This is a genomic window from Campylobacter sp. VBCF_01 NA2, from assembly GCF_027797205.1.
GTDB lineage: Bacteria > Campylobacterota > Campylobacteria > Campylobacterales > Campylobacteraceae > Campylobacter_B.
Genome location: NZ_CP115607.1, coordinates 760710 through 784285, shown reverse-complemented (window position 1 = coordinate 784285; position 23576 = coordinate 760710). Strand labels below are relative to the sequence as shown.

Annotated in this window: 20 protein-coding genes; 5 read left to right on the top strand and 15 right to left on the bottom strand. The window is 42.1% G+C overall.

Annotation, left to right across the window (positions count from 1 at the left end; translation table 11 throughout):
- From PF027_RS04065 to sstT, 12 genes are all read right to left on the bottom strand, one after another.
- Positions 1 to 1815 (bottom strand): peptidoglycan D,D-transpeptidase FtsI family protein, encoded by a 1815-nt coding sequence (locus PF027_RS04065; protein ID WP_270870744.1) that lies wholly within the window; start codon positions 1813 to 1815, stop codon positions 1 to 3.
- Complete coding sequence (aat, locus tag PF027_RS04060; RefSeq protein WP_270871856.1) at positions 1812 to 2483, bottom strand: leucyl/phenylalanyl-tRNA--protein transferase; 672 nt, start codon at positions 2481 to 2483, stop codon at positions 1812 to 1814. The genes PF027_RS04065 and aat overlap by 4 nt, the downstream gene beginning before the upstream one ends.
- A gap of 2 nt (positions 2484 to 2485) precedes the next feature.
- On the bottom strand, positions 2486 to 4837 hold the full coding sequence (locus tag PF027_RS04055; RefSeq protein ID WP_270871857.1) for an AAA family ATPase: 2352 nt from the start codon (positions 4835 to 4837) through the stop codon (positions 2486 to 2488).
- Positions 4834 to 5130 (bottom strand): ATP-dependent Clp protease adaptor ClpS, encoded by a 297-nt coding sequence (locus PF027_RS04050; RefSeq protein ID WP_270858894.1) that lies wholly within the window; start codon positions 5128 to 5130, stop codon positions 4834 to 4836. The genes PF027_RS04055 and PF027_RS04050 overlap by 4 nt, the downstream gene beginning before the upstream one ends.
- Complete coding sequence (locus tag PF027_RS04045) at positions 5114 to 5734, bottom strand: TlpA family protein disulfide reductase (protein WP_270869513.1); 621 nt, start codon at positions 5732 to 5734, stop codon at positions 5114 to 5116. The genes PF027_RS04050 and PF027_RS04045 overlap by 17 nt, the downstream gene beginning before the upstream one ends.
- A 25-nt stretch (positions 5735 to 5759) precedes the next feature.
- Positions 5760 to 6215 (bottom strand): SsrA-binding protein SmpB, encoded by a 456-nt coding sequence (gene smpB / locus PF027_RS04040; protein WP_270858896.1) that lies wholly within the window; start codon positions 6213 to 6215, stop codon positions 5760 to 5762.
- Positions 6216 to 6219: 4 nt separating this feature from the next.
- Positions 6220 to 6975, bottom strand: coding sequence for a 4-(cytidine 5'-diphospho)-2-C-methyl-D-erythritol kinase (locus PF027_RS04035; RefSeq protein ID WP_270871858.1), 756 nt, complete (start codon positions 6973 to 6975; stop codon positions 6220 to 6222).
- Positions 6972 to 7805, bottom strand: coding sequence for a tRNA pseudouridine(55) synthase TruB (gene truB, locus PF027_RS04030; protein ID WP_270871859.1), 834 nt, complete (start codon positions 7803 to 7805; stop codon positions 6972 to 6974). The genes PF027_RS04035 and truB overlap by 4 nt, the downstream gene beginning before the upstream one ends.
- The gene (locus tag PF027_RS04025; protein ID WP_270877374.1) at positions 7802 to 9853 is read right to left on the bottom strand and encodes an ATP-dependent helicase; all 2052 of its coding nucleotides are present in this window, start codon (positions 9851 to 9853) and stop codon (positions 7802 to 7804) included. Before PF027_RS04025 ends, truB begins: the two co-directional genes overlap by 4 nt.
- 7 nt (positions 9854 to 9860) lie before the next feature.
- Positions 9861 to 10262, bottom strand: a complete 402-nt coding sequence (locus PF027_RS04020; RefSeq protein WP_270870750.1) for a hypothetical protein — start codon at positions 10260 to 10262, stop codon at positions 9861 to 9863.
- A gap of 2 nt (positions 10263 to 10264) precedes the next feature.
- The gene (locus tag PF027_RS04015) at positions 10265 to 11980 is read right to left on the bottom strand and encodes a M3 family oligoendopeptidase (RefSeq protein ID WP_270877373.1); all 1716 of its coding nucleotides are present in this window, start codon (positions 11978 to 11980) and stop codon (positions 10265 to 10267) included.
- Positions 11981 to 12071: 91 nt separating this feature from the next.
- Positions 12072 to 13337 carry a serine/threonine transporter SstT gene (gene sstT / locus PF027_RS04010; protein ID WP_270861731.1) on the bottom strand — a complete coding sequence of 422 codons (1266 nt, stop codon included), beginning with the start codon at positions 13335 to 13337 and terminating at the stop codon, positions 12072 to 12074.
- A 155-nt stretch (positions 13338 to 13492) separates the two neighbouring features.
- Between sstT and metK the strand changes: the two genes are divergently transcribed.
- The 5 genes from metK (at position 13493) to PF027_RS03985 (ending at position 18736) form a co-directional block, all read left to right on the top strand.
- On the top strand, positions 13493 to 14692 hold the full coding sequence (metK, locus tag PF027_RS04005) for a methionine adenosyltransferase (RefSeq protein WP_270858903.1): 1200 nt from the start codon (positions 13493 to 13495) through the stop codon (positions 14690 to 14692).
- A 163-nt stretch (positions 14693 to 14855) separates the two neighbouring features.
- A complete protein-coding gene (locus PF027_RS04000; protein WP_270877372.1) occupies positions 14856 to 16202 on the top strand; it encodes an FAD-dependent oxidoreductase in 1347 nt (448 codons plus the stop codon).
- A 72-nt stretch (positions 16203 to 16274) separates the two neighbouring features.
- Entirely contained in the window at positions 16275 to 17717 is a 1443-nt protein-coding gene (pyk, locus tag PF027_RS03995; RefSeq protein WP_270869520.1) for a pyruvate kinase, read from the top strand.
- 133 nt (positions 17718 to 17850) lie between these two features.
- The gene (locus tag PF027_RS03990; RefSeq protein ID WP_270861734.1) at positions 17851 to 18213 is read left to right on the top strand and encodes a tetratricopeptide repeat protein; all 363 of its coding nucleotides are present in this window, start codon (positions 17851 to 17853) and stop codon (positions 18211 to 18213) included.
- 160 nt (positions 18214 to 18373) lie between these two features.
- Positions 18374 to 18736, top strand: coding sequence for a hypothetical protein (locus tag PF027_RS03985; protein WP_270865001.1), 363 nt, complete (start codon positions 18374 to 18376; stop codon positions 18734 to 18736).
- Between the two features lie 1168 nt (positions 18737 to 19904).
- Here PF027_RS03985 and PF027_RS03980 read toward each other — a convergent pair.
- Genes PF027_RS03980 through hisD form a run of 3 tightly spaced genes read right to left on the bottom strand, consistent with a single transcriptional unit; the run spans position 19905 to position 23495 of the window.
- Complete coding sequence (locus PF027_RS03980; RefSeq protein ID WP_270877371.1) at positions 19905 to 20981, bottom strand: hypothetical protein; 1077 nt, start codon at positions 20979 to 20981, stop codon at positions 19905 to 19907.
- Entirely contained in the window at positions 20981 to 22156 is a 1176-nt protein-coding gene (locus PF027_RS03975; protein WP_270877370.1) for a hypothetical protein, read from the bottom strand. Before PF027_RS03975 ends, PF027_RS03980 begins: the two co-directional genes overlap by 1 nt.
- A gap of 46 nt (positions 22157 to 22202) precedes the next feature.
- Complete coding sequence (gene hisD / locus PF027_RS03970) at positions 22203 to 23495, bottom strand: histidinol dehydrogenase (protein ID WP_270875121.1); 1293 nt, start codon at positions 23493 to 23495, stop codon at positions 22203 to 22205.
- Positions 23496 to 23576: the final 81 nt, after the last annotated feature.

Below are 23576 nucleotides of genomic sequence, written 5' to 3'. Positions count from 1 at the left end.
TTAATCTTTGATTTCATTTAAATCTTTAATATCTACATGATTTATCTTGTCGCTATCGCCACTAGGGGTTAAAAATCCTTTTTCAACTAGCAAATCAACTATGCTTTTAAACACAGGTAAGGCGTTTTGCGCCGCGTAATAACTGCCTTTTTTAGGCTCTCTAACTAGCACGCCTATGGTGTAGCTAGTGTGAGCGTCGTTCGCAAAACCAAAAAACGAGCTATTATACGCGCTAGAATATCCGCCGCCTTTGGCAATTCTAGCGGTGCCTGTTTTGCCCCCTACTTCGATACCGCTCGTGCGCCCCTTGCGCCCTGTGCCGCCTTCGACTACCTTAATCAAAATTTCTCTCATAACATCTGCTGTTTGCGGGCTTAGCACGGTGCGTGTTTCACTCTCATTTACAGGGTAAATTTTACCGTTCATTTCTAAATTTTCGACCAGTCTTGGACTAATCCAAACTCCGCCGTTATTAAAAACTCCATACGCGCTCAACATCTGCAAAAATGTCATCTGCGCGCCATAACCATAACTAATCGTAGCTTTATAAACCTTGCCTTCCAAACTTCGCACGCTAGGGATATTTCCAATCTGCTCGTAAGGCAAATCAATACCGGTTTTTTGCGCCATACCGAAATTTAAAAGCCCGTCATAAATCATCTGCCCACTCATACGCTCGGCGATTTTAATCATACCGATATTTGATGAATGCACGATGATTTCCTCGCCACTCATTGACTTTGCTGGGTGAGTGTCGCGGATAGTGCGCGAACCTAGCTTGTATGCGCCATTATGGGTGTTTATAATCTCGGTTGGTTTGACTAAATTTCCCTCATAAGCGATTGAGAAAATTATCGGCTTCATAATCGAGCCGACCTCGTAAGCATACTCGCTAGCGGTCGAATTTAGATTTTTCACATCTTGTTTTGTGATATTTTCGGGATTATATCTAGCGTTTGTGGCAAGGGAGAGAATTTTGCCTGTTTTTGAGTTCATTATGCCTACGACTATCTCTTTGGCATCGTAAGCTAAGCTAGCTTTATCAATTAGCCTTTCAACATCTCTTTGTAGCGCCAAAGGCACGCTTAAATGGACATTATATCCGTCGATTTTGTTTGTTTTTTTGGTGCTTTTTTCTAGGATAATATTGCCTTTTAGATCCCTTGGGCCCGTGATAAACTCATCTTTTAGCGGGGTTAGATAATACTCATAGTATTTCTCCACGCCCTTAATGCCGACTACTTTGGTAATCCCTGAAACCTCTTTTTTGTTGATATAGCCTAAAAGCGGGGTTAGGGAGTTTTGGATATTGTAAGTGCGCTTTTCGCCACTTTCGCTTACGCTCATGCGCACTGGCGGATTTACACGCCCGCTAGCCGTCTCAAAGGCTACGAAAAATTTCTTTAAATTTAGCTTGTAGGCTAACTCTTTTAAATGCACGGCTGTTTTGGCGTCGATTTTATAGGATAAAACCGTGGTGCCCTTTGAGCTTTGGATTGTTTTTTTGACCCATTTTTCGCTATCGCCTGTGTAAATGCAGTAGAGTTTGACAAACAAATCGAGCTTGTGCGGATCAAGAGAGCGAGAGTCTATGCTGACTTTGTAGAGTTTGGTCGAGTTTGAGACGACATATTTGTCTTTGGTGATGATTGAGCCCCTGATTGCGCTGTTTGTTTCGTTTATGTCAAGGCGTGGAAGCCTGCGATCGCTACTAGCAGAGTAAAACATCATCCACACAAACACGCACATCAAAAATCCCAGCACAGCCGCAAGCACGCAAATACCGATATTTGAGTTTTTATCCCGTAAAATCATATCAACTTTTCTAAATCTTTAAATTTTTCAAATCCGCTTGGCAAGTTTTGCAAAATTTGAAATTTGGCTAAAAATTCGCCCCTTGGCATATCTTGCGCCCCCATAAAGCGCAAATGCTCGTTCATAATCTGACAATCAATCAAAAAGTCAAATTTTTCTAAAACCCTACAAAGCGTGATTAAAGCGACCTTCGACGCGCCTGTTTTTAGGCTAAGCATACTCTCGCCACAAAACACCTTGCCCAAAATCAGCCCGTATAATCCGCCAATTAAAACGCCTTCTTCATAGACTTCCACGCTGTGAGCGACGCCTAAATTTGCTAAATTTACATACGCCTCTACAATCTCATCGCTTATCCAAGTCCCATCATCTGAGTTTTGGCGGGTTTGTTTGCAAAGGGTGATAAATCTAGCAAAATTTTGGTCGAATTTTACTTCATATCGTTTTAAATATGGCTTTATCGATTTTTGCACACGCACACAGTTTGGTTCCAGTATGGCGCGCGGGTTTGGCGACCACCATAAAATCGGCTCTGTCTCACAAAACCACGGGAAAATCCCTTGCGTGTATGCGCTTAGCAAACACTCTGCGCTCAAATCTCCCCCGCTAGCTAGCGGGGCGAAATCTGGCGCGGTTTTTGGGTTTGGGAAGGTGTAGAATTTCGACATTTTTATTTTATGACCGTAGCGTTTTGGGGTTCGTCTGGATTTTTGGTTAAACCGCCGTTCTCATCTGCGCTAATTTGGACAGTATTTGATACCTTCGCGTCCAGCATTGGCACGCTTTCGAAGTCAAATTTAAGCTTTTCATCAGCAAAATCCACAAAAACCCTACCACCATTTTGCAACGCTCCAAATAAAATTTCCGAGCTAATCTCATCTGAGATTTGCAACTGCACCTCTCGTTTGAGATTTCTTGCGCCAAATTCTGCGCTATAACCTTTTTTTATCAAAAACTCTTTTGCGCCTTTGCTTAGCGAAATTTCGATATTTTTGAGCCCTGATTGTATTTCGCGCACTGTTTTATCCACGATTTTTTCTAAAATTTCGCCTTTTAGTGGGTTGAAATTTATGATTTTATCTATGCGATTGCGAAATTCAGGGGCGAAAAAGCTCTTTACAGCGTTGTCGATTTTATAACTTTCATCTTTGGTAAAGCCCACTTGCGGCGCTTCTTTGGTGCCTAAATTCGAGGTCATAATGATAATGGTGTTTTTAAAATCGCTACTCGTGCCGTTTGTGTCAGTTAGCACGCCGTTATCAAAAATACCCAAAAATATATTTGTCATGCTTGGGTGAGCCTTTTCGATCTCGTCGAAAAGCACGACGCTGTAAGGGTGTTTTTTGATCTGATTTGTCAAAATTCCGCCGTTTTCAAACCCCACATATCCCGGAGGCGCTCCGATTAGGCGGCTCACGCTGTGAGCTTCCATATACTCGCTCATATCAAATCGCTCGAAATTTACACCTAAATTTTTAGCCAAAACCTTGGCTAGCTCGCTTTTGCCTACGCCCGAGCTTCCTGTGAATAAAAACACGCCAATTGGCGAATTTTCGTGCCTAAGTCCCGCATAAGAGCGCAAAAGTGCTTTGCTTAGGCTAGAAACTGCCTCGTCTTGACCGAAAATTTCTTTTTTGATATTTTCCTCTAAATTTCGCAAGGTCTCTTTATTATCGACGCTTTGGCTTAAATTTGCGATATTTGCGCTAGCACTTAGCACATTTACCAAATCCTCTTTGCTGACATTTATCGCCTCGCTATGCTCCTTAAATGCGTAGCTTGCGCCCACTTCGTCAATCAAATCAATCGCGCTATCTGGCAAAAATTTGTCGCTTTCGTAGCGTTTGGCTAAATTCACAGCCTCACGCAAAATTTCATCGCTAAATTTGACATTGTGAAATTCCTCGTATTTTTTCACAATTCCTTTTAAAATTTCCACGCTATCTTCGATACTAGGCTCGTTTATGTCGATTTTGCATAGCCTTCTAGCAAGCGCTTTGTCTTTGCTTAGATTGCGAAATTCAGCGTAAGTCGTGGCACCAATTAGGCTTAGCGTGCCGTTTGCAAGGCCCGGTTTTAGCAGATTTGACATATCCAAATCCTCGCGCGATCCTGCCCCTGCACCCGCAATTGTGTGAATTTCATCTATGAAAAGTATAGCTTTATCATTTTTGCTAAATTCATCTATTACATTTTTTAATCTCTCCTCAAACTCGCCCCTTAGCGTCGTCCCAGCTACGAGAGCGCCCATATCAAGGGCAAAAATCGTCTTATCAGCTAGCTTTGCTGGAACCTCGCCATTTGCGATTTTTAGTGCGATTCCCTCGATTATAGCCGTCTTTCCCACGCCTGCTTCGCCCACAAGGACTGGATTGTTTTTTTTGCGGCGGCAAAGGGTTTGCAAGGTCTTTTCGATCTCTTTTTCGCGCCCGATTAGCGGGTCGATTTTGCCACTTTTTGCCATTTCGTTTAAATTCGTCGTATATAGCTCGCTAGCTGGCTTTTTTTTCTTTTTGCTCTCGTCATCTTCGCCTAAAAAATCATTAAAAAGCCCCTCGTCCATCTCGCCATTTTCGCCGTTTTGCGCCATATCGCGATTATCAAACCATTGTAAATATCTATCTCTAAATTTATCAAAATCGTAAGAATTTATTCCGTAAAATTCGAAAATTTTAGCCGCGTCAGTATCTTTGCTAGCAAGGACATAAGATATAAAATCTAGCTCGTTTTCGTTGTCAATGCTCTCCTCGAAAAGCCCCATAATGCGCGCCAAATCGGTTGTCGCTGCGACCTTGGTGCGGTTTTTTTCATCTGATTTTGGCATTGAAGCGATTAGCTCGCCAATGCTGGTTTTGAAATTTTCATACTCAAAATTTGAAAACTCGTTTTCAAAAAAATTTCTAAAATTTTTATCTGAGAAAATTTCATATATCACGCTTGCTATGCTGACATACTCAAACCCGCCTTTTACGGCGTTTCGCACAGCGTTATCAATATCTTTTTGTAAATAAAATCCTATCATTTATCCTCCTCTATAATACATTTTAGCGGGAAGCCCTCTCTCGCGGCTGCCTCTAAAACGGCTTCTTGCTTGCTTTTGGCGATCTCTTTGGCATATACCCCACAAATCCCGCGCCCATTTTTATGGACATTTAGCATAATTTTGACTGCGTTTTGCGTGGTGTGAGCGAAAATTTCGATTAAAATTATCACCACAAAATCCATTGGCGTAACATCGTCATTTAGTAGCACCACGCGATACGGCGAGGGTTTGAAGGTCTTAACTCGCACCTTTGTGCTAGTTTGCGTTGCCATTTTTTATCCTAAGCATATCTTTTTCTATCACCTTAGTAGAGACCATACCTAAATAATACGGCTTTCCGCGCTCATCTCCCTCATTTATATCTGTCAGTGTCTGATACTCGCCGTCCTTAAAAACCACCTTAAATGGGATTGAAAGTGCGTGGCGGTAGTTGATATCGGTTAAAATTTGCTCCACAATTCGGGAATTTTGTTTGTCGTTTGCTATGAAATAATACGCATTGTATTTTTTGGTGAAATTCTCCACGACCTGCGCGTCTGTGATATCCTCGAAGTGAATAAGGCCCACCATTATAAAATCATCTGCGTTTTTTAGCTGATAGTCCATTAGGTGTGGAGCCTCGATTTTGCACGGCTCGCAATATGTCCCAAAGATATCAAACATCAAAATTTTATCGCTTCCAGCTAGTTTAAAGCCCTTGTTTGTGCGCTCGATAACCACTTCGCCACCCACGACGCTTTTTAAGCTAAATTTTTCGCCCACGCTAAATGGGGTAAATTTTGCCATCGCTTCGCTATTTTGCGCATTTTGCGCACTTTCATCATTACAACCACAAAGAAGCAATCCAGCAAAAATCAGCGTTAAAATTTTTCTCATCATTTCTCCTTTTTACTTATAATTTCTATTTATAATTTTTCATCGCGCTTCTAGCCTCCCTGTCGGCTTCCTTGCGTTTTAGCGCCTCTCTTTTATCATGCAGGTTTTTACCACGCGCTAGTGCCACCCTAGCCTTGACGCGGTTTTTGTCGTTTAGATACAGCGAAGTAACAACCAGCGTAAGGCCGTCCTTGCTGACATGACCTAGAAGTTTGTCAATTTGCTTTTTGTGCATTAAAAGCTTCCTTGGGGCCTTTTCGTCTGGGCGAAAATGCGGGTTAGTATGCTCCAAATAGCTTATGTGCGCCCCCAGCAAAAACAACTCGCCTCTTATTATGCGACAAAAGCTGTCTTTGAGATTTGCCCTGCCAGCGCGCAAGGACTTGACCTCGCTACCCTTTAAAACCACGCCAGCTTCGAAATTTTCTAAAATTTCGAAGTCGTGGAAAGCTTTTCTATTTTTTGTAAGTTCTTTTATCATTTTTCTACCTTAAATCTACCTTGAAGCACGAACTGCCACTTCCGCTTAAAAACTCGCCCTTTTCTAGGCGCAAATCTGGATAAAGTGCGCGCGCTGGGGCTAGCAAATCATTTAGGCTATCAGCGTCAAAATTACTTAAAATTTCGCTTGATTTTAGCTTTAAAAGTTTGTTAGCTAAGCCTAAATCAATTTTATTAAAATGATTTTTTCTAAATTCCCTATACACCGCGCCAGTATCGCAAAATAGCCCTTTTAGGCAAAGCCTAAGTGGCGGAATTTCATCATCAAACGCTTCGATTATTTCGCCTTTGCCACTCACATTTGCGCTTCGCTCACCACTTAAAAAAAAGCAAATATCGCTTCCGAGCGAATTTGCAATTTGCATTAAATTTGGCTTTGAAATTCCCAAATTTAGCTCATCATTTATCATTTTTAAAAACGCGGCGCAGTTACTGCTACCGCCACCCAATCCACCGCCTGCTGGAATTTGTTTGTAAAGTTTTACATAAAATTTTGCAAAAAATTCATCGAGCTCGTTTTTGTAACCGCTCTCGCACAGCCGCTCGTATGCGCTTTGGATTATGTTTTTACCAGCAATTTTTTCATTGCACTCTATGCAAAATCCGCCCCGCTCGCCACGCTCAAAGCTAATCTCGTCATAAAGCTCATGACAAAGCACGAAACGAGAGGCGATATCGTGAAATGCGCCGTTTGCGCCAGTAATTTTCAAAAAAACATTTATTTTAGCAAAACTTTTCAAATCTTTATCCTATTCCATAAATATTTTACTTCGCCATCGCAAATTTCGATTATCGCGTGAAATTCGCCCAAATTTATCAAATATTCGCCACTGTTTTGAAAATTAAAATTTTGCGCGCGAAGTTTTTTGCCGAGCAAAATTTCATTTTTATCGCCATTATAAAAATTTTCTTTTAAATTTAGATAATCTTTCGGATTTATGCTAGCCTCACTCATAAATTTCGGATTTTCTAGGCTAAATGCGCCCTCACTTACTCGGCAAAGCGCGCTTAGTGTCCCGCACACGCCTAGCTTTTCGCAAAGAAGTTTGCCGTATGAGCGGATATATCCGCCCTCGCTAACTGAAATTTTAAAGCTTAAAAACGGGTGGCGATAGCTTAGGATTTCGCACTCATACACGCTCATAACCTGCTCTTTAAGCGCTACTTCCTCGCCACGCCTTGCTAGTTCATACGCACGCACGCCATCGATTTTTTTCGCGCTAAATTTTGGTGGTGTGTATCGCACCTCGCCCAGCAAGCTATCCCTTGCGCCTAAAATTTGCTCCATGCTAAGCTTTGGCACATTTTCTACGCTATAAATGTTTTCGTTATCGCCACTTTGGCTACTAGCACCAAACCACAGCGTGGCGATATAGATTTTTGGAGCCTTACGCAAAAAGCGAAAAAATCTCGTGTATTCGCCAAAGCCAATGACCAAAGCCCCGCTAGCAAAGGGATCTAGCGTGCCAGAAAATCCAGCTTTTTTCACGCCGTATTTGCGCTTCAAGCGTCCTAAAAACTGATTTGATGAAATTCCGGCAGGTTTGTTTGCTAAAAAAAGTCTATTCATACTAGTTTTTGCACGAAATTTTTCATTATCATGCGCTCGATTCCGCCGAAATTTATGGTAAGTTTGTCGCCATTTACCGCGCTTACTTTGCCCATGCCAAAGAGTTTGTGGGTGATTAAATCGCCCTTTTTAAACTCGCCGTCACTTTGTGGGCTAAGTGGAATATCGATTAGCCCTGCTTCGCCTAAAAATCGCGATTTGGATAGATAGTCCCGTTTCCCGCGATAAAAGCGTGAATTCGCAAAACTAAGCGTTAGCTCTTTTTTCGCCCTAGTTATGGCTACATACGCTAGCCTGCGCTCCTCTTCTAAATCTGTCGTGTCGCTGATGATTGGGAAAAACCCCTCTTCAAGCCCGATGACAAAAAGGTGTGAAAACTCCAAACCCTTGCTAGCATGCACGCTCATGATATTTATCGCCTCTGTGCTGATATTGTCTTGATCGCTAAGGAGTGCTAAATCGTTTAAAAACTCGCCCAAATCAAAATTTGGCTTATTTATGGCTTCATCTTTTAGCATAGCGCAAAATTCGTTGATATTAGCCACTCTATCATCGCCCTCTGGCATACCCTCGTAGTATTCTTTTAGCTCAAATTTATCCAGCACTCCGTCGATTTTTTTCTCCACGCTTGGCTCGTGCGAGAGTTCGTTTATGTGGAGTTTGAGCTTTTCTAGGGCCTCTTTTGCTTTGGCACTTAGATTTGCACCCTGATCCGAAAACGCATCAAACAGGCTTAAATGCTTCCTTGCGCCGATTTCATCGAGCCTTGCAAGGCTAACCTTGCCAATGCCCCTTTTTGGGACATTTATAATGCGTCGCATTGAAAAATCGTCGTTTTCGTTGATGATTAGGCGCAGGTATGCGATGATATCTTTGATCTCGGCTCTTTCGTAAAATTTCACGCCACCTACTATGCGATATGCGATTTTCGCGCGGTTTAGCCCCTCTTCGAGTGCGCGCGAAAGAGCATTTACGCGGTAAAGCACGGCGATTTGGGCTGGGTGGATACCTGAGTTTATGAGCTCTTTGATTTTTGCCGCTACCTGCGCGCTTTCGTCGCTTTCGTTTTCGCAGTGTAGGATTTTGATATCTTCGCCCTTGCCAAATGTGCTTTTTAAATTTTTGCCTAGGCGGTTTTTATTATGCGAAATTAGCTCGTTTGCGGCGAAGAGAATTTGGCTAGTCGAGCGGTAATTTTCCTCTAATTTCACATATTTTACATTTTCAAATTGATCGCGAAATTTTAGGATATTTTCCACCCTAGCCCCACGCCAGCTATAAATGCTCTGATCATCATCGCCCACGACGGTTAAATTTTGGTGCGCTTTGCAAAGCTTTTGTAGTAGTTTAAACTGAATTTCGTTCGTGTCTTGATACTCATCGACGGTTATGTAGGTGTATTGGCGCGAAACTTCATCGCAAAGTGTCTCGTTTGCGTCTAAAATTTTATAAGGAAGCACGAGCAAATCATCGAAATCGACTAAATTATTGCTTAGCAAATACTCCTCGTATCTGGTGTAAGCTTCTAGCATTTTGGCGTAAAATCCCTCGTTTGCCTGCCTGATATCATCGCTTAGAGAGGCGATATTGTTTTTAAGCTTATCTGGGCCAATTAGGGCGTTTTTGTATTTTGAAATTTCATTTGCCATGGTGCTTGTTTGCAAATTTATCTCAAACGATTTTAGGATTTTTTTCTTATCGTCTGTGTCTATGACGGCAAAATTTGGCTTACGGCCAAGCTCGCTAATGTAAAATTTCAAAAACAAAAGTCCGAATTTATGAAATGTGCATAGCAGTGGCACGCCCACTTCAAGCCTTAAATTTGCGATTAGATTAAGCGCGCGAGAACGCATTTCGCTAGCTGCTTTGTTTGTGAAAGTTAGCGTGAGCGTGTTTTGCGCGGGCACGCCGTTTGCTAGCAGGTAAGCTAGGCGCGCGGTGATTGTTTTAGTTTTGCCACTACCTGCGCCCGCTAAAATCAGCATAGCTCCGTCTATATGCAGTGCTGCCCTGCGCTGAGCCTCGTTTAATTCGTCTAAAAATTTCATATCTTTCCTATCTAGCGAAAATTCTGCGAGATCTCTCTTTTTTGATCCACTCGCTATCAATTTTGGCTAAATTTACAGCCACTGGGGTGTTAGCTTGGACTAGCTCCATTATAGCATACAGCGGGATTGATACGACTGCTGCGAAATCCTCGCTACCAAAACCAGCTTCAAATTTCAAATCGTCCTTTTGGATATGCGCGCTTGACAGCGTGTAGTTTTCTAACTCGAAGAAAATCACAGGTTTTTTGATAAAGCCCGCACTTATCTCGCTAGGAAGTTCGGGGTCGAATTTCACCTCGCTTGTGCGCGCTACCACGCCAAAACTCTCGCCAAGCTCGAAAAAAAGCTCCAAAATTTCTTTGATGTGCGCAATCTCTTTTTGTATGAATTTTTCGTTTTCTAAAATCATCTTTACTCCTTTACAAACTCATCGACGAGAGAGCGAATTTGAGAAATTCCAATCTCCCAAAATTTATCATCATCTAAATTTAGCCCAAATTTTGCGACTAAATTTTTCGGCGAATCGCTTCCGCCCGAGCTTAAAAATTCAGTGTAAATTTCGGCGAAATTTGAAATTTTGCCACTTTTATACAGCCCATAAAGCGCCAAAACTAGCAACTGCGCAAAGCCATAAGAGTAGCAGTAAAACGGCGTATGGATAAAGTGCGGTATATAACTCCACCAAATTTTATATTCATCTCTAAGTTCTAGCGCCTCGCCAAACATTTTTTTGGACTCTTCTAGCCAAATTTCATTGATTTGCTCGGTGGCTAGCTCATCAGGCGAGGCGTGAATTCTGCGCTCAAATGTCGTAAATCCTATCTGGCGATACAGCGTGGCAAAAATATCTTCGAGTTTGTTTGCTATCATGGCGCGAGCCACGCTTTTATCCGCGCGCGAGAGCATATAGTCAAAGACTAGCATTTCGCAAAATACAGAGGCTGTCTCAGCTGTGGTAAGTGGCGTAAATGAGTAAAAATATCCCACGCCATAGCTTAAATACTGGTGGATTGCATGACCTAACTCGTGCGCTAGGGTGAATACATCGCGACGCTTGGCGGTGAAATTTAGTAGCACAAACGGGTGCGTATCAGCCGAACCAGAGTGCGAAAATGCACCACTTTGTTTATTTGGCTTTGGCATTGCATCAATCCAGTTTTTCGCAAACGCTTCCCTTGCGATTTGCCCAAATTTAGGGTTAAATTTATCAAAGGCGTCAAGGACGATTTGTCTGGCCTCATCAAAGCTAAATTTGCTATCGTCGTTTAAATTTAGCGGTGCGTATCGATCAAAATCATAGAGCTTTTCAAGTCCCAAAATTTCGCGCTTTTTATCATAGTAGCGCCACACTAAATCAAAATTTCGCTCGGTTGCGCTAATGAGCGCATCGACGCTTGATTTTTCGATTTGGTTTTCTTCGTGCATGATTAGCTCGCCTTGTGCGTATCCGCGAAGCTCGCAACTGATTTTAAGGCTAGTTTTTATCATATTATAAATGTAGGTTAAAAGGTGTGAATTTTGCTCTAAGACCGCACTTAGCGAGACTGCGGCCTGCTTGCGTGCATTTCTATCGCTATCGTAAAGGTGTGATAAAAGCTCCTCTTCACTGATTTTCTCGCCCCCAAAGTCAAATTTTAGCCTTGCCATACTCTCATCAAACAGCCTCGAAAACGCCTCTGCGCCAACCACGCTCGTTTTTAGCAAAACCTTTTCTTCAAGCAGGCTTAACTGGTGCGATTTGTGTTTTTTAAGCAAATTTAAATAGTAAGCAAAACGCCCGCTACCCGCGATGAAATTTTGCGCTCTCTCCTCGCTAAGCTCGTTAAATTCTAGCTCGAAAAATAGCAAATTTTGGGCGATATCGTTGCAGATTTGCTCCACTTTGGCTTGCCTTGCCCCACGCGTAGTATCTCTGGCGAAATCTAAATGCACGAAGCTCATAATCTTTGAAATTTGCGCGTTTATGCGCTCGTATTCGCCTAACGCTTCGCAAAATTCATCGCAGGTTAAATTCGCTAAATTTCCCCTAAATTTCGCCTCAAATTCGCTAGCCTTAGTGCGTGTATTTTCTATGGCAAGCTCAAATTTTTCCTCGTTTTGAAATAATTCACTCAAATCCCAATTCATACTTTTCCTTTAAATTTTTGGCGCAATTCTAGCCAAAAAGAGTTATACAGTGGTAAGCGACCAAAAATTTGGTCGCTTAAATTTTTAAATTTTAATGTTTTGAAGTTTGTGAAACGATAATTGTAAAAAGTGCGTCGGTAGAGCTATTTAGGGCTGTTTCCATTGAGTCTTGGATTACAGAGATTATGACACCGACGGTGATGACCTTAAATGCGATATCGTTGTCGATACCAAAAAGCGCACAAGCAAGCGGAATAAGCATAAGCGAACCGCCAGGCACGCCACTTGTGCCACATGCGCCCACGGCTGAGACTACGCATAGAAGCAAAGCTGTGCCAAAATCTGGGTGAATTCCTAGCGTGTATGCAGTCGAAAGTGCCAAAATAGCGATAACCACAGCGGCTCCCGCCATATTTACGGTAGCTCCTAGTGGGATAGAGATAGAGCTTAGCTCATCATCAACGCCAAGTTTTTTGCAAAGGTTCATATTTACAGGGATATTCGCAGCCGATGAGCGTGTGAAAAACGCTGGAATTCCGCTCTCTTTAAGGCAGGTAAAGACGATAGGGAAAGGGTTTTTCTTGGTTACGAAAAATACGATTAGCGGATTTACCACAACAGCTACTAAAATAAGTGCTAGCACAAGCACGCCTGTAAGCTTAGCATAGGTTGCTAGACCTTCCACGCCCAAATCATACACAGTGTAGGTAATAATGCCAAAAATACCGATTGGCGCAAGCTGGATTACGACTTGGATTATTTTCGTTACACCTTCGCTTAAATCGCCGATGAAGCGTTTGGTTTCGTTCGTGCAAAATTTAAGCGCGATTCCAAGTCCTACCGCCCATGCGACAATACCGACATAATTACCGCTAGAAAGGGCATTTACAGGGTTATCAACGATTTTGAAAAATGTAGTTTTTAGCACTTCCCAGACATTTGCAGGTGCAGGTGAGTTTGCCGCGTCAACGCCATCAAGCGCAATCGGAGTCGGAAACATAAAGCTTACTCCAACGCCAACAAAAGCAGCCAAAAGCGTGCCTACGATATAAAGCACGATAACTCTTTTTAGTCCTGTCGTGCTTCCAAAAGTTTTATTGACAAGCGAACTTAAAATTAGAATAAAAACTAGCACTGGGGCGACAGCTTTAAGCGCACTTACGAAAAAATCACCAAACAATCTAGCCAAATTCGCTATATTACTCCACGCATTTGTTTCACCGCCGTCTAAATCCAGCCCAGATACACCGACCCTAGCAAAATACCCTAGCGCAGCACCGAGCAAAAGTCCGATGATAATGCGCATTATCAGGCTTTTGTTGCTGTAACTTTGTATTAGCTTATCTAAATAAGTCATCTTGCCTCCCTTTCAATGAGTAAAATTTGTCGCAATATATCTAAATTTTTATTTAACATTATTTAAATTCTTTAAAAATTTAATAAAATTTCATTTTACATTAAATATTAAACGCTAGAATTACGCCCAAAATTTTCAAAATTTTAGGAGCTTAAATGTATCTATTCACGAGCGAGGTCGTAAGCCCTGGTCACCCAGATAAATGCGCCGACATAATCGCAGATTCAATTGTCGATGAAATTTTAAAAAAAGATCCCAAAGGACGCGTAGCTAGCGAGGTTTTCGTAGCGGGCAAACATATCGTAATCGGCGGCGAAGTAAATGCCAAGGTCGATTTTACACACGATGATTATCGCCATATCGTCAAACGCGCTCTTAGCGACATTGGCTACAATGACAATCCATTTTTTACCCGCGAGCAATGCCTACACCCGCAAGATGTCGAGGTCGATGTATATCTAAACCAACAAAGCCCAGATATCAATCAAGGTGTAGATCAAGAAAGTGGCGAGATCGGCGCGGGAGATCAAGGCATAATGTTTGGCTTTGCGAGCTCGGAGACGCAAAATTTCATGCCAGCAGCGATTACTTATGCAAGGCTTCTTTGCGATAAGGTTTATGAGTATGCCAAAACTCACCCAAATCAGCTTGGTGTGGATATTAAAACACAAGTTACGCTTGATTATGGCACGAAGTCAAATTTCGAAGACTGCAAACCACAATCAATCCACACAATCGTAGTTAGCGCGCCTTGCGTGGAGAGTATGAGTATCGAGTATGTGCGTGAGCTAATCCAAAATTTAATTGACACAGCAGGCCTTCCAAAAGAGCTTTATCAAAAAGAAAAAACCATAATTTATATCAACCCAACAGGTCGCTATGTAAATCACAGCTCGCTTCACGATAGCGGTTTGACTGGACGCAAACTCATCGTCGATAGCTTTGGCGGATATTCGCCAATCGGCGGTGGCGCACAATCTAGCAAAGACTACACCAAAGTCGATCGCTCAGGTCTTTACGCAGCGCGCTATATCGCTAAAAATATCGTCGCAGCAGGGCTAGCGAAAAAATGTATAATCCAGCTAAGCTATGCTATCGGCGTAGCAAAACCAGTTAGCGTGAGTGTCGATTGTATGGGTACAAACGCTGGTATTGATGATGATACACTCTCGAAATTTGTCCTCGAAAATTTCGCCCTAACCCCGCGTTGGATTACTGAGAAATTCGGCCTAGACAAACCAAGTGCCCAGACATTTTTATACGCAAAAGTAGCTGCTTATGGCCAAGTCGGCAACCCAAAATACCCATGGGAGCAACTCGATAGCGTAGAGCTTTTCAAATCTTTGAAAAAATAAAATTTCGCAAGGAATTTAACCTTGCGAAATTTTTAAATTCTTAGTTATTTTATGACAATTTAATCTTAAATTTAACTCCGAGAAATTCCGATAAATTCGGCGAAATTTAACACTTTTTTAAGTAAAATTTTTGCAAAATATCGCATACTTTTAAGGGGTGAAAATGCAAGAAAAACACTACGAAGTCGTCATCGTCGGCGGCGGTATTTCTGGCGGTGCGCTAGCATATACTTTGGCGCAATACACTGATATAAAATCCATCGCAATCATCGAAAAATACGAAGGTTTAGCCACGCTAAATACAAAAGGCACGGCAAATTCGCAAACGATTCATTGTGGCGATATCGAGACAAACTACACAATCGACAAAGCCAAAAAGGTCAAACGCGCAGCCGATATGATTGCGAAATACTGCAAAAAGCACGATTATATCGGTAAATTTATCTTTGAAGGGCAAAAAATGGCAATCGGCGTGGGCGACAGCGAGGTCGCTTTTATCAAAGATCGCTATGAGGTTTTCAAAGAGCTTTATCCGTATTTGGAATTTTATGATAAAGACAAGCTAAAACAGATCGAGCCAAAGGTCATTTTCGATAGCAATGGCAACCCTCGCCCCGAAGATGTCGCAGGTCTTGGCGTGCAAAGTGGCGCATATACCACGATTGATTTTGGCGCCATGACAAATACCCTAGTCGAAAATGCGCAAAAAACAAAGGGCAAAATTTGCGATTTATACCTAAATTCTGAGGTTCAAAATATCACAAAGGTAGGCGATAAATTTTATATCCGCACTGCAAATAAAATTTCAGTTAGTGCTGATTTCGTCGTAGTCGATGCGGGCGCGCACTCGCTGTGGCTAGCGCACAAAATGGGCTATGGCAAGAGCCTTAGCGCGATTTGTATCGCTGGAAGCTTTTATCTAACCAAACAAAAGCTATTAAACGGCAAAGTCTATATGGTGCAAAACCCAAAACTCCCATTTGCCGCACTTCACGGAGACCCTGACCTGCTAGCTGATGGTTGCACGAGATTTGGCCCTACTGCGCTAACTATGCCAAAATTAGAGCGTTACAAAGGCTGTCGCTCGGTGCCTGAGTTTTTCCAATCCCTAAATTTTACGCCAAAGGTCGCAAAGGTATTTTGGAACAATTTCGGCGATAGCGATGTTAGAAATTTCTTGTTGCGAAATATCGCGTTTGAAGCCCCAGTTTTAGGCAAAAAACTCTTTGTCAAAAATGCCAAAAAAATCATACCTAGCATTAGAGAAGAAGATATTTACTATGCCAAAGGTTTTGGAGGCGTCAGAGCCCAAATCATCGACCAAGACAAGCTTGAATTGCTTCTAGGCGAGGCTAGAATTGACGATAATAACGGCGTGATTTTCAATATGACTCCAAGCCCGGGTGCGACAAGCTGTTTTGGCAACGCAGAGCGCGACGCTATCTCAATCTGCTCGTTTTTGGGCAAAAAATTCGACGCTGAAAAATTCGAAAACGAACTTGTAAAATAATCAAATTTATGCAGAATTTTTCTGCATAAATTTTACTTTTAAATTTCAAATTTTAACACAAAGGAAAATTTAATGAAAAAAGCAAAAATCATAGCCACGCTTGGCCCAGCTAGCGATAACGAAGAGATAATGGAAGCCATGGTTAGGGCTGGGGTCAATGTTTTTAGACTAAATTTTTCGCACAACTCGCACGAATACCACGCTCAAAATGTCGCAAAAATCCGTAGCGTGGAGAAAAAGGTCGGATTTCATATCGGGATTTTGCAAGACATCTGCGGCCCTAAAATCCGCATTGGCGAGCTTGATACGCCTTTCGAGCTAAAAGCTGGCGATAGGCTTGATATCTACGCCAAAGAGCAAATCGGCACCCAAATCGCCCCACACCACTACGCTCTTAGCATTAATCAACCCCAAATTTTGCCTATGCTAAAAGCTGGCGAATATGTCTATCTCTACGACGGCATAATCCGCGCTAGGGTCGCTCACAGTGGAAACGATGTCGTTCAAACCGTCATCGAAAACGACGGCACCCTAAGCTCGAAAAAAGGTGTAAATTTCCCAAATACCGTCCTTGGCATAGATGTCATCACGCCAAAAGATAGAGCCGATATGGAATTTGGCGCTACTCTTGGCGTGGATTTTGTGGCAATCAGCTTTGTGCAAAGCGCAAACGACATAATCAAAGCAAAGAAAATTTTGCGCGCCTCAGGCTCACACGCCCATGTTTTGGCAAAAATCGAAAAATTTGACGCTGTGGAAAACATAGATAGCATTATCGACGAGAGCGACGGAATCATGGTCGCTAGGGGCGATTTGGGTATCGAGGTGCCGTTTTACAAGGTGCCTTCAATCCAAAAATTGATTATCAAAAAGGCAAACGAAGCTGCTAAACCAGTCATCACAGCCACTCAAATGCTTCTTAGTATGACGCGCAACGAAACAGCCACCAGAGCCGAAATTAGCGATGTCGCCAATGCCGTGCTTGACGGCACAGACGCTGTAATGCTAAGCGAAGAGAGCGCAGTAGGCATAAATCCAGTCGCTGTCGTGCGCGCTATGTCGCATACGATACTAGAAGCGCAAGAGATCTACGCTTACAACCGCTTCAAGCACGAAAACCACGATAGCACCGATATCATGGCAGAATCTGCCGTTAGGCTAGCAGGTCAGCTAAACGCGGATAAAATCATCGCCCTAACCTCCTCTGGCAAACTAGCCGTGCAAATGGCGAGATATCGCCCAAATATCGATATCCTAGCCGTTACCCACGATATAAACACAGCGCGCTATCTCACGCTTTGTTGGGGTATAGGCCAAAGCCTAGTTATAGCAGAAGAAGCCAAGCTTCACACGCTCATGGCAAAGGCTATCAAAAGCGGCGTGGATTGTGGCGCAATCAAGCTTGATGGAACATATATCATGACGGCAGGTTATCCAACAGGTGTAAGTGGGACTACAAATCTTATCCGTATGTTAAAGGACGAGCAAATATCCTACTACTTACAAGACGCGTAAAACCTAGTAAATTAATAAAATTTGTCGAATTTACTAAAAATTTAAGTAAAATTTAGCTTTATTAGCAAATTTTTGGAGTATAATACGCCCCGTTTTAAAGGAAACGAATATTTTATTTAAAAGGAGCAAAGTTATGAAAAAATTAGTTTTCTTAACATTGTTTGGTGTTGCGAGTTGTGCATTCGCTGGTATAGCTGAGGAAATGGACGCAAAATGTGAAGCAGGAGATTATCAAGCTTGCACTGAGCTTGGTATGAAATACTACCGCGGTCAAGACGGTTTGCCACAAGACCACGAGAAAGCTCACTCATATTATGATAAAACTTGTAACCAACACAATTACGCTGAGGCTTGCTACCGCGACGGTATCTTCCACTCAGTAGGCGTTGGTGCAGAGCACAACCACGATCGCGCAATGCTATCTTTGAAAATGGCTTGCGATCAAGGTCATGAAAAAGCTTGTAAAATGGCAGAGAGAATCAAAGACGATAATTAATCGCTATTTTTACTCTGTTTTTACCACTGCGCCGATAAAATTCGGCGCAAATTATCGAATTTACACAAAATTTAATTAAAATTTAACTCTATTATAACTATTTTAGTGTATAATCACGCGTTTTAAAGGAAACACATATTATTTTTACAAGGAGAAAGTTATGAAAAAACTAGTTTTCTTAGCACTATTTGGTTTTGCGAGTTGCGCATTCGCTGGTATAGCAGAGGAAATGGACGCTAAATGCGAAGCAGGAGATTATCAAGCTTGCACTGAGCTTGGTATGAAATATTTCCGTGGTCAAGATGGTTTGCCAAAAGACTATGACAAAGCTCACTCATATTATGACAAAACTTGCAATATCGCTAAATGGGCTGAGGCTTGCTACCGCGACGGTATCTTCCACTCAGTTTTAGACGGCAAATGGCATAATCACGATCGTGCAATGCTATCACTACAAATGGCTTGCGATCAAGGTCACGAAAAAGCTTGCTCTATGAGAGAGAGAATTGCACACGATAAATAATCGTTATTTTACTATTATTTCTACTTCGGCGCCGAATTTTTCGGCGCTTTTTTTATGCCCGAAAATTCTTTGTTATTGCAAGAAGCATTATTTTTGTCATTGCGAGCTTTCGCTACCGCAAGTTCCTAAATACTGCCCGATTTTGTCATTGCGAGGAGCAAAGCGACGAAGCAATCTACGAGTTTAAATTTAAAGCGTGTGTTTTTGCTGTCATTGCGAGCAAAAGCAAAGCGTCAAGACGCTTTGCCGAAGCAATCCAGGGAAATTCAGATAAATTTCAATTCACAGATAAATTTATCGAAATTTATAAATTTTAAAATTCTCTCTAAATTTTACTGGATTGCTTCGACCACTGCGTGGTCTCGCAATGACACGGATTATAGCGTTTGGTAATTTTGGCTCGTAGATTGCCACGGCGACTGCGTCGCCTCGCAATGACAGATTATACAAAATTTGCTCGCTATTGTCATTGCGAGCGTAGCGAAGCAATCCAGGGAAATTCCCTAATCTCCGATTTGTCATTGCGAGGAGCGAAGCGACGAAGCAATCTACGAGTATAAAATTCCTAACAATAAATTTCCAAAAATACTGACCTTAAATTTTTAATTCTTAGATTGCCACGCTCGTTACACTCGCTCGCAATGACAATGGAAAGCGTAAAATTTTAAATTTTCAAATTCTCTCTAAATTTTACTGGATTGCTTCGACCACTGCGTGGTCTCGCAATGACACGGATTATAGCGTTTGGTTATTTTGGCTCGTAGATTGCCACGCTCGTTACACTTGCTCGCAATGACAGATTATACAAAATTTGCTTGCTATTGTCATTGCGAGGAGCGAAGCGACGAAGCAATCTACGAGTATAAAATTTAAAGCGTGTGTTTTTGCTGTCATTGCGAGTTTTAGTAGAAAGCGAAGCAATCCAGGGAAATTCAGATAAATTTCAATTCACAGACAAATTTGTCAATAATTACAAATTTTAAAATTCTCTCTAAATTTTACTGGATTGCTTCGACCACTGCGTGGTCTCGCAATGACAAAGCAAATAAAATTTGCAAAATTTCTCAATGACACAAAATCGGTGCAGTATTTTAAGGTTGCGCCAGCGTGAAATTTCAAAAATTTAAAGAATTTCAAAAATTTAAAGAATTTCAAATTTCACAGAATTTCAAAATTTATGTTTCAGCTCCAAGCTAAGCATATCCGAGATTTTCTCAGCCTCGAAATACTTCGCCTGCGCCTTCATATAAGCGCACATTTGGCGGTCTTTCTCGCAAATGCCGTGCTCCAACAAAAACTGCACCGCAAGCGAATTATCCATAAGCGCAGAAAATTTAATAAAGCCTTCAAGCTCCTTTTTATCGAGCTCGTTTATCCCTTTATACTTCAAACTCTCCTCGAAAAACCGCATTTTATCGGCGTGAAATCTCGAAAAATCGTAACTCTGCGCAATGCGCCTAAGATCGCTTGGCGGGGTTTTTAAAAGATAATCGAGCGTGATATTTTGGTCCTTGATAAACTCCGCCTCGCTCGAAGTTATATCAGCGACCACGCCATTTCCTAGCGGTGCGCCATTAGCCAAAAAATATGCAAACGCGTCAAAATTATCGCACGCACTAGCCATTTTAGCGTCGTTTTCGCTAGGTTTGGCGCCACTACTTACCAGCAAATCTATTAGCGCAAACAGCTCCTCGCTATCAAATTTAGTGGAATTTTCGTCGTTTTCCAAACCTGCGCCAATATCGCAACCATAGGAATTTACGATATTTAATGGATTGTCAAAATCGCCCTCGTTATAATTCAAATTCGGGCTGAATTTTAAAATTTCAGAGATTTTGTCAAAGTCAAATTTGCCTGTGCGCGAAATTTTGGAATTATAGATAAAATGCGTAAAAATCCGCTCGCCATACTCGCCAAATTCCTCATTTATGCGCTCAGCATTTGCGCGCGCAAAGTCCAAAAGTTCGTCTAGCGCGCTAGAAATTTGCTCGTTTGTAGCGTTTTCGTCGTGGAAAATTTCAAAATTTGGCGTGGTATCTGCAAAAACACCATTGCTAGAATTTGCGTCCAAATTCGGCGCAGTATCAGGCGCAGTATCGGGCGCAGTATCCACAAAAACACTCTTGTTTAAATTTTGCGTAAAATTTTGTGATAAATTCTGCGTAAAATTCTGCTCATTTGCGCTAGCAAAGCAAACGCAAAGAAGCAAAATATAAAAAATTCCGCCCATTTGCCCTATTTTCACTACAACTCCCTTATTTTTTCGTGCATGTAGTAGTGGTCGCAATACTGATTGATGAGCGCGCCGTCTTTGGCGTAAATTTTAAGCTCATATTCGATAAATTTTTTGCCAGTTGGGACATTTTTGTAGGTCATTTTATCGGGTTGCTGTTTTTTCTCAAACTCCGCAAACTCGCTCGGTATCATCTCAAATGAGGCTATATCGTCGATTTCGTAACCCTCTTTTAGCCCAAAATGATAGCCATGGGTATTATATAGCGGGCTATTGCTATATGAGCTAGATGTGAATTTGCGCTCTAAATTTAAAAAAACTATCGCTGTTTCATTGCCTATGTTTTCGCAATATTTATTTTTTTTATCTGTATCCGTGAAAAGAAATAGGCAAAATTTATCCCCGCAAATCGCCTTTTGTTTTTTGTATTCTACGGACCATTTGCTCATATTTGAGGTGCGGATTTTTTGCGTCCCTTCGTGGGTTTTAATCTCATAGACATTTTCATCTACTGGCAAAACCTCGCTATCACCGCGAAATTTACCGTATTTTTGGGGCGTGATTTCGGTATTTCTATTTAGTTTATGTGGGAAATCGTAAGCTTCAAGCGGGATTTGCAATCTTGAAATTGCCTCGAAATTTTGCTCGGCACTGCTAGGAAACCACACTGTCTTGCCCGGGTTTGAGTGCAAATCAAACGAGCCAATGTATTGTCTAGTGATTTTATGCGCCGTTTGCTTGTAAATTTCGTTTGCGCCCTCTTTTAGGGTGATATTCCACGATTTGTGCCTGAAAAATTTCTCCTTTTTTCGCACTTCCTCGCTTGGCGAAAAATCATCTTCTATGTATAAATAATGCTTTTCAGGCATATCTTCGCCCAAAAGATAATCAAACGATAAGCCATCATTATAGCGAAGCCACACGCCATGCTTATCTCGCAAGTAGATATAAGGCACGCTAATGGCATCAGGAAATGCCCCATCAATCGCATTTTCCCAAAATATAGGCTTTGGGGTTAAATCCGCAGGAAAGGGGTTTGGTTTGGTGTGTTTAAACTGGCTTTCGTAATTTGTGTTTATATAATCGCAAGCGTCGCTGGGCTCGCGTGGATCGCACCCAGCTGGCGGCGTAAATAAAATTAAAGCATTAAAAAAAATAATAATAGCAACGCCAAAAACAAAAAGCAAAAAACCAGCAATACCAAAAACCCAAAGAAAAAATTTGAAAATTTTTTTAATCATTATTTTTATAGCGAATTTCAACCGATTTTTTGTGCGCTGTGAGCCCCTCAGCCTGCGCTAGTGCCATGCACGCCTCGCCCAGAGCGTCGATTGCGCCCTTATTTAGCGCGATTATCGAGCTTCGCTTGATGAAGTGATAAACCCCAAGCGGTGAGAAAAATCTAGCACTGCCACCAGTCGGAAGCGTGTGGTTTGGCCCCGCCAAATAATCCCCCATAGCCTCAGGCGTGTAGTGTCCTAAAAAAATCGCGCCTGCGTGTTTAATGCGCGCAAGGTAATCGTAGGCGTTGTCCATGGCGATTTCTAGGTGTTCGACGGCTAGGTCGTTCATCAAATCTATCGCCTCGTCGAAATCTCGCGCGATAATAATCGCGCCCTTATCATCAATGCTCTTTCTAGCGATACTCTCGCGCTCTAATGTAGGCAAAATTTTATAAATTTCATCTTTTACAGCAAGGGCAAATTTCTCATCTGCACTTACCAAAATACTGCTTGCAATCTCGTCGTGCTCGGCTTGGCTTAGCAAATCCACAGCCGTGTGATACGCACTCGCACTAGCATCTGCTAGCACGCCCACTTCGCTAGGACCTGCGATCATATCGATATTTACATCGCCAAAAACTAGCTTTTTAGCCGTCGCTACGAAAATATTTCCGGGACCTGTGATGACATCGACCTTGTCTATCGTTTCAGTGCCATACGCCATGGCTGCGACTGCGCTCGCACCGCCTACTTTATAGGCTTTTTTGATTCCTAGCACATGCATGGCAGCTAAGAGAAGCGAATTTACCACTCCGCCCACAGCAGGGGTGCAGACCGTGATATCAGCGACACCTGCGACGATTGCAGGCACTGCGTTCATCAAAAGCGAGCTAGGATAGGCGGCCTTGCCACCTGGGATATACAGCCCCGCGCGATCTACGGGTGTGATTTTTTGGCCCAAAATTTCGCCGTGCGCGCCGAAGTCAATCCAGCTTTTTTCGAGTTGCTTTTCGTGATAGGCATAAATGCGATCATACGCCACTTTAAGCGCGGTTTTTAACTCGTCGCTTAGCTCGTCGAAAGCCTTTTTCATCTCATCTTGCGAAATCGCCAAATTTCCCTTAACTTCCCATTTGTCAAATTTGGCTATTTGCTCGTTTAACGCCTCATCGCCACGCGCCTTGATATCATCGATGATACCGCTTACGATCGGCATTACCTTTTGCATATCCATATTGCCGCGATTTACCAGAGCCTCGAATTCTTGCGCGAAATTGCTATCTGTGCTTTTTAAAATTTTCATATTTAATCCTAAAATTTTGATTGTAAAAATTTGGAGTTTATAGCATAATTTGGTTTTGAATTTAATAAATTTGGGAATTTA

Coding starts and splice junctions, on each gene's coding strand:
- PF027_RS04020 (WP_270870750.1), bottom strand. CDS start 10,262: ATGATTTTAGAAAACGAAAAATTCATACAAAAAGAGATTGCGCACATC.
- PF027_RS04045 (WP_270869513.1), bottom strand. CDS start 5,734: ATGAGAAAAATTTTAACGCTGATTTTTGCTGGATTGCTTCTTTGTGGT.
- metK (WP_270858903.1), top strand. CDS start 13,493: ATGTATCTATTCACGAGCGAGGTCGTAAGCCCTGGTCACCCAGATAAA.
- PF027_RS04000 (WP_270877372.1), top strand. CDS start 14,856: ATGCAAGAAAAACACTACGAAGTCGTCATCGTCGGCGGCGGTATTTCT.
- PF027_RS04055 (WP_270871857.1), bottom strand. CDS start 4,837: ATGATAGGATTTTATTTACAAAAAGATATTGATAACGCTGTGCGAAAC.
- smpB (WP_270858896.1), bottom strand. CDS start 6,215: ATGATAAAAGAACTTACAAAAAATAGAAAAGCTTTCCACGACTTCGAA.
- PF027_RS04025 (WP_270877374.1), bottom strand. CDS start 9,853: ATGAAATTTTTAGACGAATTAAACGAGGCTCAGCGCAGGGCAGCACTG.
- hisD (WP_270875121.1), bottom strand. CDS start 23,495: ATGAAAATTTTAAAAAGCACAGATAGCAATTTCGCGCAAGAATTCGAG.
- PF027_RS03990 (WP_270861734.1), top strand. CDS start 17,851: ATGAAAAAATTAGTTTTCTTAACATTGTTTGGTGTTGCGAGTTGTGCA.
- sstT (WP_270861731.1), bottom strand. CDS start 13,337: ATGACTTATTTAGATAAGCTAATACAAAGTTACAGCAACAAAAGCCTG.
- PF027_RS04050 (WP_270858894.1), bottom strand. CDS start 5,130: ATGGCAACGCAAACTAGCACAAAGGTGCGAGTTAAGACCTTCAAACCC.
- pyk (WP_270869520.1), top strand. CDS start 16,275: ATGAAAAAAGCAAAAATCATAGCCACGCTTGGCCCAGCTAGCGATAAC.
- PF027_RS04015 (WP_270877373.1), bottom strand. CDS start 11,980: ATGAATTGGGATTTGAGTGAATTATTTCAAAACGAGGAAAAATTTGAG.
- truB (WP_270871859.1), bottom strand. CDS start 7,805: ATGAATAGACTTTTTTTAGCAAACAAACCTGCCGGAATTTCATCAAAT.
- PF027_RS03985 (WP_270865001.1), top strand. CDS start 18,374: ATGAAAAAACTAGTTTTCTTAGCACTATTTGGTTTTGCGAGTTGCGCA.
- PF027_RS04065 (WP_270870744.1), bottom strand. CDS start 1,815: ATGATTTTACGGGATAAAAACTCAAATATCGGTATTTGCGTGCTTGCG.
- aat (WP_270871856.1), bottom strand. CDS start 2,483: ATGTCGAAATTCTACACCTTCCCAAACCCAAAAACCGCGCCAGATTTC.